General features: G+C 70.2%; 12 protein-coding genes. 3 read left to right on the top strand and 9 right to left on the bottom strand.

Features of this window, described 5'->3' with window-relative positions; genetic code table 11:
• Window positions 1-38: 38 nt before the first annotated feature.
• From SPR02S_RS29270 to SPR02S_RS29245, 6 genes are all read right to left on the bottom strand, one after another.
• On the bottom strand, window positions 39-923 hold the full coding sequence (locus SPR02S_RS29270) for a carbohydrate ABC transporter permease (RefSeq protein WP_019060582.1): 885 nt from the start codon (window positions 921-923) through the stop codon (window positions 39-41).
• Window positions 920-1,855: a carbohydrate ABC transporter permease gene (locus SPR02S_RS29265; RefSeq protein ID WP_019060581.1), complete on the bottom strand. Its 936-nt coding sequence runs from the start codon at window positions 1,853-1,855 to the stop codon at window positions 920-922. Before SPR02S_RS29265 ends, SPR02S_RS29270 begins: the two co-directional genes overlap by 4 nt.
• A 99-nt stretch (window positions 1,856-1,954) precedes the next feature.
• The gene (gene araD, locus SPR02S_RS29260; protein WP_026150952.1) at window positions 1,955-3,685 is read right to left on the bottom strand and encodes an L-arabinonate dehydratase; all 1,731 of its coding nucleotides are present in this window, start codon (window positions 3,683-3,685) and stop codon (window positions 1,955-1,957) included.
• Entirely contained in the window at window positions 3,673-4,581 is a 909-nt protein-coding gene (locus tag SPR02S_RS29255; protein ID WP_019060579.1) for a dihydrodipicolinate synthase family protein, read from the bottom strand. Before SPR02S_RS29255 ends, araD begins: the two co-directional genes overlap by 13 nt.
• Complete coding sequence (locus SPR02S_RS29250; protein WP_019060578.1) at window positions 4,578-5,291, bottom strand: GntR family transcriptional regulator; 714 nt, start codon at window positions 5,289-5,291, stop codon at window positions 4,578-4,580. The genes SPR02S_RS29255 and SPR02S_RS29250 overlap by 4 nt, the downstream gene beginning before the upstream one ends.
• Window positions 5,292-5,493: 202 nt before the next feature.
• Window positions 5,494-6,243 carry an MBL fold metallo-hydrolase gene (locus tag SPR02S_RS29245; protein WP_026150951.1) on the bottom strand — a complete coding sequence of 250 codons (750 nt, stop codon included), beginning with the start codon at window positions 6,241-6,243 and terminating at the stop codon, window positions 5,494-5,496.
• 114 nt (window positions 6,244-6,357) lie between these two features.
• On the opposite strand from SPR02S_RS29245, the gene SPR02S_RS29240 reads away from it, so the two are divergent.
• Window positions 6,358-6,951 (top strand): HD domain-containing protein, encoded by a 594-nt coding sequence (locus SPR02S_RS29240; RefSeq protein WP_019060576.1) that lies wholly within the window; start codon window positions 6,358-6,360, stop codon window positions 6,949-6,951.
• Window positions 6,952-7,187: 236 nt separating this feature from the next.
• Here the strand turns inward: SPR02S_RS29240 and SPR02S_RS29235 are convergent, their stop codons facing one another.
• The 3 genes from SPR02S_RS29235 to SPR02S_RS56580 all read right to left on the bottom strand — a co-directional run bounded on the left by SPR02S_RS29235 (window position 7,188) and on the right by SPR02S_RS56580 (window position 10,305).
• Complete coding sequence (locus SPR02S_RS29235; RefSeq protein ID WP_019060575.1) at window positions 7,188-7,775, bottom strand: TIGR03086 family metal-binding protein; 588 nt, start codon at window positions 7,773-7,775, stop codon at window positions 7,188-7,190.
• A gap of 380 nt (window positions 7,776-8,155) precedes the next feature.
• Complete coding sequence (locus tag SPR02S_RS29230) at window positions 8,156-9,319, bottom strand: hypothetical protein (RefSeq protein WP_019060574.1); 1,164 nt, start codon at window positions 9,317-9,319, stop codon at window positions 8,156-8,158.
• Window positions 9,316-10,305 carry a 5-dehydro-4-deoxyglucarate dehydratase gene (locus SPR02S_RS56580; protein WP_019060573.1) on the bottom strand — a complete coding sequence of 330 codons (990 nt, stop codon included), beginning with the start codon at window positions 10,303-10,305 and terminating at the stop codon, window positions 9,316-9,318. The genes SPR02S_RS29230 and SPR02S_RS56580 overlap by 4 nt, the downstream gene beginning before the upstream one ends.
• Window positions 10,306-10,550: 245 nt before the next feature.
• Here SPR02S_RS56580 and SPR02S_RS29220 point away from each other — a divergent pair, with 245 nt between their 5' ends.
• Window positions 10,551-11,360: an NAD-dependent epimerase/dehydratase family protein gene (locus SPR02S_RS29220; protein ID WP_019060572.1), complete on the top strand. Its 810-nt coding sequence runs from the start codon at window positions 10,551-10,553 to the stop codon at window positions 11,358-11,360.
• Window positions 11,361-11,671: 311 nt separating this feature from the next.
• Entirely contained in the window at window positions 11,672-12,442 is a 771-nt protein-coding gene (locus tag SPR02S_RS29215; RefSeq protein WP_019060571.1) for a DeoR/GlpR family DNA-binding transcription regulator, read from the top strand.
• The last annotated feature ends 83 nt before the right edge of the window (window positions 12,443-12,525 follow it).

Raw genomic sequence — 12,525 nt, 5'->3', positions numbered from 1 at the left:
TGCGTCGACGATCTTCGCCAGCAGGGTAAGCGGTTGCCTCATCCCTTCACCGCCCCCGCGCTGAAGCCGGTGATCAGCCACTTCTGAATGAAGGCGAACACGATCACCACCGGGATCGCCGCGACGATGCCGCCCGCGGCGAGCGCGCCGAGGTCGACGCTGTCCGCGCTCATCAGGGTGTTGAGGCCGACCGGGATCGTCTGCTTGCTCTGGTCGGAGAGGAACATCAGGGCGAAGAGGAAGTGGTTCCAGGCGTGCACGAAGGCGAAGGAGCCGACGGCGATCAGCCCGGGCCGCAGCAGCGGGAGGACGACGATGCGGAACGCGGCGAAGCGGTTGCAGCCGTCGACCCAGGCGGCCTCTTCGAGGGACTGCGGGACGTTCCGGATGAAGCCGCTGATCAGGATCATCGAGAGCGGGAGCTGGAAGACGGTCTCCGCGAGGATGACGCTGCCGAGCGAGTTGATCATCTGAAGCTTGGCGAAGATCTGGAACAGCGGGACCAACAGCAGGGCGCCCGGCACGAATTGGGAGCACAGCAGGGCCAGCATGAACGCGCGCTTGACCTTGAACTCGAAGCGGGCGAGCGCGTAGCCGCCGGCCAGCGCGACCACGGTGGTGAGGATCAGGGTGGCGACGCCGACGTAGACGCTGTTCTGGAAGTAGACGCCGAAGCTGCGTTCGGTCCACACCTTCTGGAAGTGGTCGAGGGTCATCGGCCAGGGGACGAGGGAGGTCGAGCCGGCCGGGCGGAACGCGAAGAGCAGGATCCAGTAGAAGGGGATCAGGGTGAAGACGAGGTAGATGCCCAGGGGGAGGTAGATCTGCCAGCGCGGGACCTCGTCCCAGGCGCGCCGGACCTTGCGGGGCTGTTGTGGGGCGGCGGACTCCTGCTCGCGCGCCGGAGCGATCTCGGTGATCACTTGTCGCCGCCTCCGAACTTGCTCAGGCGCAGATAGATGATCGAGAAGAAGAGCAGGATCACGAAGGCGACCGTGGTGAGGGCCGAGGCGTAGCCGAAGTTGTGTGCTTCGACGCTGGTGTTGGCGACGTAGAGCGGGAGCGTGGTCGTCTCGCCGGCCGGGCCGCCGCCGGTCAGGGTGTAGAGGAGGTCGACGTTGTTGAACTCCCAGACCGCGCGCAGCAGCGTGGAGAGCACGATCGCGTCCTTGAGGTGCGGCAGGGTGATGTTCCGGAACTGCTGGAAGCGGCTGGCTCCGTCGACCTCGGCGGCCTCGTACAGGTCCTTCGACACGGACTGGAGGTCGGCGAGGATGAGGATCGCGAAGAACGGGACGCCTCGCCAGAGGTCCGCAACGACCGCTGCGGAGAAGACGGTTGAGGGGTCGGAGAGCCAACTCGTGCCGTACTGGCCGATTCCCATGTCTGCGAGGTAACGGGTCACGCCTGTCTGGGAGTTGTAGAGCAGCACCCAGATCGCGGAGGTCAGGACGCCCGACACGGCCCACGGGGAGAACACCAGCGCGCGGCCGATGGACCGGCCCACGAAGGTCTGGTTGACGATCAGGGCGAGGGCGAGACCGAAGAGCAGTTGGAGGCCGACCTCTACGACGACCCACTTGGCGCTGAACGTCAACGTGTCCCAGAACTGGGGGTCGTTGGTGAAGGCGTGGGTGAAGTTGTCGAGGCCCGCGAAGCCGTTGCGCCACGGCTTGGTGGGGTTGTAGTTCTGCAGGCTGTAGTAGAAGACGCTGATGACCGGGTAGGCGATGAAGCCCAGCATGAGCAGGGCCGCCGGGGCGATCAGCAGGTACGGGAGCCTGCGCGGGGTCGCGGAGGCACGGCGCCGCCGGGGTGGCGCGGGCGGTTTCGCCACGGCTGCGGCTTGGGCCATGACTGTTCTCCGTTCGCTTGCGGGGGGTCGTGTACGGGGTGAAGCGCTTTCTCAGTGGGTGTGGCGCGGCGCTGTGCGCTACGAGGAGGCGGCGAGGGGCTAACCCGCGTACGGGTCGGCGACCTTGCCCGGCCGGGCCAGGAACTCGAAGTCGCAGCCGGTGTCCGCCTGGGTGATCTGGTCGTTGTAGAGCGCGCCGTAGCCGCGCTCGTACCGTGCGGGCGGCGGTGTCCACTCCGCCCTGCGTCGCTCCAACTCCTCGTCGTCCACGTTGAGTTGGAGGGTGCGCGCCTCGACGTCCAGGGTGATGGTGTCCCCGGTCCGCACGAGCGCCAGTGGTCCGCCGATGTACGACTCGGGCGCGATGTGCAGCACGCACGTGCCGTAACTCGTCCCGCTCATCCGGGCGTCGGAGATCCGGACCATGTCCCGGACGCCCTGCTTGAGGAGGTGGTCGGGGAGCGGGAGCATGCCGTACTCGGGCATACCGGGGCCACCCTTGGGACCCGCGTTGCGCAACACCAGCACACTGTCGGCGGTGATGCCCAACTCCGGGTCGTTGATGGTGCGTTGCATGGTCCGGTAATCGTCGAAGACGACCGCGGGTCCGGTGTGCTTGAGCAGGTGCGGTTCGGCGGCGATGTGCTTGATGACCGCGCCGTCCGGGCAGAGGTTGCCGCGCAGGACGGCGACCCCGCCCTCGTCCGCGACCGGGTTGTCGCGCGGGCGGATCACGTCGTCGTTGTGCACCCGCGCGCCGTCGAGCTGTTCGCGCAGGGTGTCGTAGGAGACCGTCGGCCGGTCCAGGTGGAGCAGGTCGGTGATCCGGGAGAGGAATCCGGGGAGGCCGCCGGCGAAGTGGAAGTCCTCCATGAGGTAGGTCTGGCCGCCGGGCCGTACGTTCGCGAGGACCGGGACCGTGCGGGCGATGCGGTCGAAGTCGTCGAGTGTGAGGTGGACGCCGGCGCGGCCGGCCATGGCGATGAGGTGGATCACGGCGTTGGTGGAGCCGCCGAGGCCGAGGACGGTGGTGACCGCGTCCTCGAAGGCGTCCTGGGTGAGGATCGACGAGAGAACACGCCCCTTTTGGACTTGTTCAACGATCCTCATGCCGGATTGCGCGGCCATCCGATCGTGCCCCGAGTCCACGGCGGGGATGCTCGACGCGCCCGGCACGGTCACGCCCAGCGCCTCGGCGGCGGCGGTCAGCGTGGACGCCGTCCCCATGGTCATGCAGTGCCCGGGCGAGCGCGCGAGGCCGCTCTCCAGTTCGGTCATCTCGCACTCGCCGATGAGGCCGGCGCGCTTGTCGTCCCAGTACTTCCACATGTCGGTGCCGGAGCCGAGGATCTCGTTGCGCCAGTGGCCCGGCAGCATCGGTCCGGCGGGGACGAAGACGGTGGGCAGGTCGACGCTGGCGGCACCCATGAGCAGCGCGGGGGTCGACTTGTCGCAGCCGCCCATCAGCACGGCACCGTCGACCGGGTACGACCGCAGCAGTTCCTCGGTCTCCATCGCGAGGAGGTTGCGGTAGAGCATCGGGGTCGGCTTCTGGAAGGTCTCGCTGAGTGTCGAGACGGGGAATTCGAGCGGGAAGCCGCCCGCCTGCCACACGCCCCGCTTGACCGCCTGGGCGCGCTCACGGAGGTGCACATGACAGGGGTTGATGTCCGACCATGTGTTGAGGATCGCGATGACGGGCTTGCCGAGGTGTTCCTCGGGGAGGTAGCCGAGCTGGCGGGTGCGGGCCCGGTGACTGAAGGAGCGCAGCCCGTCGGTGCCGTACCACTGGTGGCTTCTGAGCTCGTCCGGTGACTTCATACGGACCATCCGGCGGCTATCGCGGCGACCTCGGCCCGCTCACCCTCGGGCAGGGGCCTGCTGGGCGGGCGGACCTCGCGGCGGCAGAGGCCGAGGGACGCAAGCGCTTCCTTGACGATGGTGACGTTGTTCGCGGAGCCGTTTACGGCCCTTAGCTCCTCAAATCGGCGGATCTGCTCCCACACCTTCATCGCCCCCGGATAGTCCCCTGATCGAAGCGCTTCGATCATGTTCAGCGAGACGGACGGGGCGACGTTCACGAGCCCTGAGGTGAAGCCGGTGGCGCCCGCCGAGAAGTAGGAGGGCGCGTACGGTTCGGCCAGCCCGGCCACCCATACGAAGCGTTCGAGCCCCGCGTCCCGGGCGAAGGCGGCGAAGCGGGCCGCGTCCGGGACGGCGTACTTGACGCCGATCACGTTCGGGCAGTCGTCGGCGAGTTCGGCGAGGCGGGCGCCGAGGAGCTGGGCGTTGCGGATGTACGGGACGACGCCCAGGTCGGGCACGGCCTCGGCGATGGCGCGGTGGTAGTCGACCCAGCCGTCCTGTGAGACGTACGGGTGGACGGGCTGATGGACCATCACCATGTGGGCGCCCAACTCACGGGCGTGCAGGGCGGATTGGACGGCGGTGGGCACGTCGTGTCCGACGCCGACGAGGATCGCGGCGCGTTCGCCCACCTCGTCGACGGTCAACTCCGTGACCAGTTGCCGCTCTTGGGGAGTCAGGGCGTAGAACTCGCCGGTGTTCCCATTGGGCGTGACGATCCTGACCCCGCCGTCGAGCAGTCGGCGCAGCAGGGCCCGGTGGGTGTCCTGGTCGACGCTGCCGTCCTCGGCGAACGGGGTCACCGGGATCGCCACCACGTCGGCCAGGGCGGCGCGTTGGGCCTCGAACCTCGCCGTCATGCCCTACCGTCCTCTCCGTGGGTGTCCCGTCCCTGGCTGTCCCGTCCGGGGGTGCCCTGTCCGTGGGTCTCCAACTCCGTGCCGGGGAAGGCCCGTTGCACGAACGACGCGATATGGGTGTGCAGCGCGGTCGCCGCGCCGTCCGCATCACCGTCGAGGGCGAGCCGCAGGATCTCCCGGTGTTCGCCGGCCTCCCGTTCCCAGGAGGGCGAGGCGGCCCAGGCGACGGCGGAGACGAGGGCGGCCTGGTCGCGGACCTCGTCGAGCATCCGGCCGAGCAGCGGGTTGCCGCACGGCAGGTACAGCGCGCGGTGGAACTCCCGGTTGGCGAGGGAGCGTTCGGCGGTGTCGGTGGCCTCGTCGGCGCGGGTCAGCGCCTCGCGGGCGGCGTCGAGGGAGGCCTGGCGTCGTACGGCACGGCGGAGCGCCTCGGGTTCGAGGAGCAGCCGTACGTCGTACACCTCGCGCGCCATGTCCGCGTCCACCATGCGCACCGTGACGCCCTTGTACTGGTTCATCACGACGAGCCCGGTACCGGCCAGGGTCTTGAGCGCCTCGCGCACCGGGGTCTTGGACACCCCGAACTGTGCGGCGAGGTCGGTCTCGACCAGTGGCTGACCCGGCGTCAACCGCCCGGTGAGGATGCGGCGTTTGATCTCCTCCTGCACGTACTGCGTGCGGGACGGGATCGGCGTGGGCACAGAGGTCATGCGCGCCTCTCGGATGTCACGTGGTTGCGGTCGCGGGGTCGGATCTCACGGGTCCGGCTCGCTGGTCCGGCTCTCGCGTATCTGATCTCGCATATCGCGTCTCATATATGACGTATGAAGTACGACGCGTTGAAGGTAGGAGCGCGCTTTTGTTTCGTCAATGCTTCTGACAGAAGAACCGGCAACTGGCCCCGGTGGGGCGTCACATGGTCTTGGTGACGCCTTCCAGCGCGGCGGAGGTCCGGCCGGGGAAGATCGCGGCGGCGCGTTCCAGGGCCGCTTCGCGGGTGAGGGTGGGTCCCACGTGGGTGATGAGGAGTTCGCGCGCACCCTTGGCGCAGGCGGCGGCGTCCTCGGGCGTGAGGTGGAATTGCCGTTCGCCCTCGCGATGCCGGTCGATGTCGGCCTCGCACAGGAACACGTCGGCGCCGCCCGCGAGTTCGGTCAGCGCCTCGCAGGGTCCGCTGTCCCCGGAGTACCCCAGGACACTCCCCTGGCACTCGGCGCGCAGCCCGTACGCCTCGGTGTCGTGGGCGACGGCGCGTGCGGTGAGCCGGAGGTTCCAGTGCCGGACGGTGTGGCCGTCGTAGAGCGATCGGAAGTCGAAGACGCCGTTCAGGAAGCGGACGTCCGGCTGTCCGAAGAAGCCGGCGAGCCGGCGGGCGCAGTCCTGCGGGGCGTAGAGCGGGATCGGGGAGGTCGGGGTCATCCCGCCGAAAGCGAACGCGTAGGCGGCGGCGAGGAGATCGGCGCTGTGGTCGGCGTGCAGATGGGAGATCCAGATGGCGGTGAGCCGCGCCGGATCCGTGTGCCGCTGCAACTCGGCGAACGTCCCGGTCCCCGCGTCCAGCCACACCTCGGCGCCGCCGCCGCGCAGCAGGTACCCGGAGCAGGGGCGGCCGGGGCGCGGATGCGGGGAGGCGGTGCCGAGGATGGTCAGACTGAGAGGCATGGTGGGGAAGAGTACGGTTCCGGGGCCCACGGCACTCACATTTCAGGGCGTTCCGTGGTGCTCGGCCTCGGACCGACCGCGCCTGGGCACCGCGGTCAGTACCCTGACGCGGTGATGGCCGACACTCTCCTGTCGAGGGCGATGACCGGCGCCGTCGACCCGCCACTGCTTCCGCTGCCGGATCGGGTGGTCGAGCTGCTGTCCGAGTTGAGCAGCCCGGCGCGGCTCGCGGCCCACCTGCGAGCTGTCCATGACGTCGCCCATCAGCTGGTCGACTGGGTCGAACTGCACTGCCCCGCCGTGCGGTTCGACCGCGAGGCGGTGCTCTTCGGGGCGGCGACGCACGACGTGGGGAAGACGCTGCACGTCTCCGAACTGTCCGGGCCGGGAGCGGCGCACGAGGAGGCGGGACGGGATCTTCTGCAACGCCACGGCGTCAGCCCGGAGTTGGCCCGCTTCGCCGCGACGCACGCGTCGTGGGGGCGCCAACAAGTGGGCCTGGAGGACCTGTTGGTGAGCCTCGCCGACAAGGTGTGGAAGAACAAGCGTGTCCCCGAGCTGGAGGATCTCGTCGTGGCCCGGCTGACCGAGGCGACGGGCCGGGCGGCATGGGAGGAGTTCATGGCGCTCGACGAGCTCCTCGCCGGCATCGGCGACGGGGCCGACGAGCGCCTGGCGTTCCAGTCGTCCTTCCCGGTCCACGGCTGAGGCGCTTCGCCTCCCTCCGCTAGGCCGTGTCCGCAAAGTCCCTCCCCCACTGCCTTAAGGGCGTGGGCGGTGCCCCCACTCGCCGCACCGGGCGAAAGCCCAAGTACGTCCAGTACGAGGACTTCCGCCCGGCACTCCCCCAGCCTCCGGCCGGGGGACCCCCAGAGCACGCACCAGACGCCGCAGGGCCCGCCCTCCTGGACCGGACGACGGGACTTTGCGGACACGACCTAGCCCTACGGCTTCCAGCCCGGGTCCCGTCCGCTCAGGCCCACCGCCCGGTCCAGGAGGGGTGCGTCCGTCGGTACCGGGACCACCGGTCCGAAGATGCCCCCGCCTCCGGTCGGGTCCTCGGCCGCCGCCAGCAGGAAGGTGTACGACGTCCGCAGCGCGGCCGCGTCGGGCTCGTACGGCTGGCCGGTGGCCACCGCCAAGTCCCAGCCGTGGATGACCAGTTCGTCGGCGACGACGGCCGCGGCGACGGCTCCGGGGAGGTCGATGCCGCCCGCGCGGGTCATGCCGGTCCAGGCGGCGGGGTCGCGCCAGGCCTCGGCTAGTCCGTCGAGAATCTTGGGGAAGTCCTCGCGCCAGCCGGGGCCGATGTCGGAGGCGCCGGTGTCCGGTGCGGTGTCCGTCATGACGCCCAGGTCCTTGCGCGCGGCGTCACGGAAGGCGACGGACAGCCCGAGCAGGTGCCCCAGCATGTTGCGTACGGCGGTGCCGGGGCACGGGGTCACCTCCCTGAGCTGCTCGTCGGTGACGCCCTCGACGAGGCGGGCGACGACGCGGGTCTGCGGGCCGAGGTCGATGATGCTGTCGGTCATGCGCTTTCCTTCCGGGGGTCGGTCTCCACTCGTGAGGTAGACCGACGGCGGCCCCGAAACTCATCGCGGGCCGGTACGCCGGCCGCGTTCGGCGGACCTGCGGTGGCCGATCCGGACGCGGTCACATCCGTACCGGCGGTGGGACTGTGATTGCTGCCGCAGTGATCGGCCTGGGGCTCCGCGCGTGCCGGCGGGTGCCGCGGCGCTCGGCCTGGTGCTGCCGTGCGTGCCGATCGCCGCGTTCACCCCCGTACGGCGGGAGTCGCCGGGTCCGCTCGCGTGCCCGACGTCGCTTGAGCCCGGCGCGTCCCCGAAGTCGCCCGCTCCGTCCGGACACACCCCCGGCTCAGAGCCCGCTCAACGCCTCCCGCACCCCCGCCTCAGAGCCCGCCCAACGCCTCCCGCACCCTCACCAAGTCTCCCTCCGACGCCAACCCCGCGTGATACAGCCGCAGTTCACTCGCCCCGAGATCCCGCGCCCGTTCCGCGTCCGTCGCCAGCGACCCCGGCCGGCCGCCCATCCCGGAGACCACCGTGAAGTTCGCGGCCAACACGGCCCCGTCCACGCCCTGTTCGGCGAACGGTGTCAGCAGGCCCGTGCCGCCCGCGCAGGGGACGACCACGCCGTCGGCCACGGAGAGGATGTGCCCGGGATCCACGCCCGCGTTGGCACCGCAGTGGTACGACACCGGGTCCGCGTGGAGCAGTACCTGGAAGTCGGCGGGTGCGGCAGCCCGGACCGCTGCGACCGCCGTCTCCTGGAGGGTGCGGGCCCGCTCGTCGCGCCACGCGCGTGTGGCCGTCGCGTTCGCCTCGCCGAGGAGTTTCTCGACCCCCGCCCAGCCGCCGTCGGAGGGCGCGCCCTGCCACACGGGTTCCAGCGCGGCGCGTACGACCGCCGCCAACTCCTCGGCGTCGAGGCCCTGTTCGCCGTAGCCCTCCTGGCAGGTCGAGCAGAAGCACAGGGACATGAGGAACTGGGCGGCGTCCCCGAGCCCGACCCCGGCGGTCTTGTCGTGGGCGTGGAGATGGGTGAGGCCGTACCAGCCGAGGGACTCCAGTTCGGTGCCGCGCGCGCCGGGGCGTACGGCGGCCTCGGTGGCGAGGTCGACGAGGTACGCGCGCGTGGCGGGTTGGGCGATGCAGGGTGCCCAGGGGTAGTGGTCGCCGTACGCGTTGACCACCGAGGTGTCCGGATGGTCCGCGCCCAGGCGGGAGTTGTGGGCTAGCACGACCCAGGTGTGTACATCGAGGCCCGCGTCCGCGAGGGCAGCCGCGGCCTCCCCGTAGGCGTCGCCGGGGGCCCAGTCGCCGGCCGCGTACGGCTTCAACTCCCGTCCCTGCCAACGGTTGTCCGGCGGATACAGGACGGCCGCGTGCTCGGCGGTGACGATGCGGTGGCGCGGGTGGCGGGGGGTCAACGCGCGCGTGGAGTGGTACGCGGAGGCCAAGGTCGCCTGCTGGACGCCGAGTTCGGCGATCCTGGCGCCCGCCTCCGGGTCGCCGTTGACGTCCCAGGGGTAGACGAATGCCGATGCCTTCACGCGCCCTCCTCGATCCGCGACGCGACCTGTGACTCGACCTGCGACTCGGTCTCCGACTCGATCAACGCGTAGCCGCGCTCGATGAGTTGGGCGAGCTGCTTGACGTGGTCCTCGGTCGGTTCGGTCAGCGGCGGGCGGACCTCGCCGACGTCCGACCCCCGCATCCGCACGCCCGCCTTGACGAGCGAGACGGCGTAACCCCGGCCCTGGGCGCGCAGTTCGACGAACGGCAGGTAGAAGCCGTCGAGGAGGCGGTTGGCCGTGGTGTCGTCGCCGGTCGCGAGCGCTCGGTGGAAGGCGAGCGCGATCTCGGGGACGAAGCAGAACACGGCGGAGGAGTACAGGGTGATGCCGATGCCCCGGTAGGCGAGCTGGGTCTGTTCGGCGGTCGGCAGGCCGTTGAAGTACAGGAAGTCGCCCGGGACTTCGGCACGTACGGTGCTCACGATCCGCTGCATCAGGTCGAGGTCGCCGAGGCCGTCCTTGAACCCGATGATGCCCTCGGTGCGGGCGAGTTCGACCACCGTGGCGGGGGTGAACACGGCGTTGTCGCGCTGGTAGACGATGACGGGCAGCGCGGTCGCCGCGGCCACCTCGCGGTAGTGCCGCAGCAGCCCCTCCTGCCCGGCGACCACGAGGTACGGCGGCATGGCGAGCAGCCCGTCCGCGCCGGCGGCCTCCGCGAGCCGTGCGTACCGTACGGCGAGCGCGGTGCCGTAGCCCGCGCCCGCGACCACCGGCACCCGGCCCTCGGTCGCCTCCACGGCGGCCCGCACGCACGCCTCGAACTCCTCGGGCAGCAGCGCGTGGAACTCCCCAGTGCCGCAGCACGCGAAGACCGCAGCGGCTCCGGCCTCGACGCCCCGGCGGACATGCGCGCGGTAGACGTCGAGATCGACGGAGCCGTCGGGGCCGTAGGCGGTGACGGGGAAGAAGAGCGGCCCGCTGGGGATGCTGAGCCGGGCGGCGAGAGGGGCAGACGTCACGGGCTCTCCCTTGAACAGGTGCGTGCGTTGAACAGGTGCGTGCGTTCTTCTGATCCACGTCTACATTTCTGAACGATCCCACCCTAAGGAGCTGCCTCAGGATGGGTCAAGCCAGCAAATGAGCAAGAGTGAAGCGGATTTCGCAGGTCCGCGCCACACTTGACGGGCATGGTGACGGATATCTAGCTTGTCCATGCATGTGAATACCGTCCATGGATGAGATCGACCACTCAAGGAGACCGAGGATGCCCGCTCCCCGCACCGTTCTGCTCACCGGCGCCGCAGGCGGGCTCGGCACCCTGATGCGGGACCTGCTCCCCTCCTACGGCTACGAGCTGCGGCTGCTCGACCTCCGCCCCATCGAGGGCGAGCCGGACGCGATCACCGCCGACCTCTCGGACCGGGCGGCCCTGCGCGAGGCGGTACGGGGCGTCGACGCGATCATCCATCTCGCGGGCATCTCCCTGGAAGCCTCCTTCGACAAGATCCTCGCGTCGAACATCGAGGGCACGTACAACCTCTACGAGGCCGCCCGCGAGGAGGGCGTCCCCCGCATCGTCTTCGCCTCCTCCAACCACGCGGTGGGCTACACCCCGAGGCCCGAAGCCGGAGACCCGCTCATCCCCATCGACACCCCGCACCGCCCCGACACCTTCTACGGCCTCTCCAAGTCCTTCGGTGAGGACCTGGCGCAGCTCTACTGGGACAAGCACGGCCTGGAGACCGTCTCCGTGCGCATCGGCTCCTGCTTCCCGGAGCCCAGCAGCGTGCGCATGCTGTCGATCTGGATGAGCCCCGCCGACGGCGCCCGCCTCTTCCACGCGGCCCTCACCGCCGAGGACGTACAGCACACCGTCGTCTACGGCTCCTCCGCCAACACCCGCCTGTGGTGGGACCTGTCGACCGCGCGGGCGCTCGGTTACGAGCCGCAGGACGACTCCGAGCCGTACGCCGAGAAGATCGTCGCCGAACAGGGCGAGCTCCGGCCGGGAGTCGAGGCGCACGCCTATCTGGGCGGCCACTTCGTGAACGACCCGCCGATCTGGCCGTACTGACACGGGCGGGTACTGACACGGGCCGTACATCCGGTCGAACTGACGGGAAACGGGTCTCCGGAGACGCGGGCGGGCACCGAACGGGCCCGCCCGCAGGCATGTTCGGGCACGGACGCTGCCCGATCTCACGCCCGGGCGGACAGCCGCGCAGGTCCGCGACGGGCACACCGCGCGGTAAACGGTCACACACGGGCAGCATCGGGCGTGCAACAGGCCTGGTCAGTGCCGCGCACCCGCTGTAGAACTTCCCCCAAGGGTCGCACCGGGCCCGAACGGGCAGTACTCCAGTGAGCGGGAAGGTGGTGTCGGCCATGAGCACGAGTTCGGCGGAGGAGCGTCAGCGGGAGATCGTGCGGGCCGCGCGCCGCACCGGCTCGGTCGACGTCACCGCGCTCGCCGCGGAGCTGGGCGTGGCCAAGGAGACCGTACGGCGCGATCTGCGCGCCCTGGAGGACCACGGGCTGGTCCGCAGGACACATGGCGGCGCCTACCCCGTGGAGAGCGCCGGTTTCGAGACGACGCTCGCCTTCCGCGCCACCAGCCATGTCCCGGAGAAGCGCCGGATCGCGATCGCCGCGGCCGAGCTGCTCGGGGACGCCGAGACCGTCTTCGTCGACGAGGGCTTCACCCCACAGCTCATCGCCGAGGCGCTGCCCAGGGACCGACCGCTGACCGTGGTCACCGCGTCCCTGCCCGTGGCGGGCGTGCTCGCCGAGTCGGAGAACACCTCGGTGCTGCTGCTCGGCGGCCGGGTCCGGCACGGCACCCTGGCGACCGTGGACCACTGGACGACGAAGATGCTCGCCGGCTTCGTCCTCGACCTCGCCTTCATCGGCGCCAACGGCATCTCCCGCGAACACGGCCTGACCACGCCCGACCCCGCCGTCAGCGAGGTCAAGGCACAGGCCATCCGCGCCGCCCGGCGCACCGTGTTCGCGGGCGTGCACACCAAGTTCGGGGCGGTCAGTTTCTGCCGGTTCGCCGAGATCGGCGCCCTGGAGACGATCGTCACGAGCACGCTGCTCCCGTCGGCCGAAGCCCACCGCTACTCATTGCTGGGGCCACAGGTCATACGCGTCTAGAGCGTCACAAGCATCGGGCGCGTCCAGAACGCCGTTTGAAAAACCAACTGAGTCACTACGTAGGGCGCAGCCATGCCCGGCGG

Source organism: Streptomyces prunicolor NBRC 13075 (assembly GCF_000367365.1).
GTDB classification, from domain to species: Bacteria; Actinomycetota; Actinomycetes; order Streptomycetales; family Streptomycetaceae; genus Streptomyces; species Streptomyces prunicolor.
The sequence above is the reverse complement of the archived record's forward strand: the minus strand, read 5'-3'. Positions and strand labels throughout refer to the sequence as shown.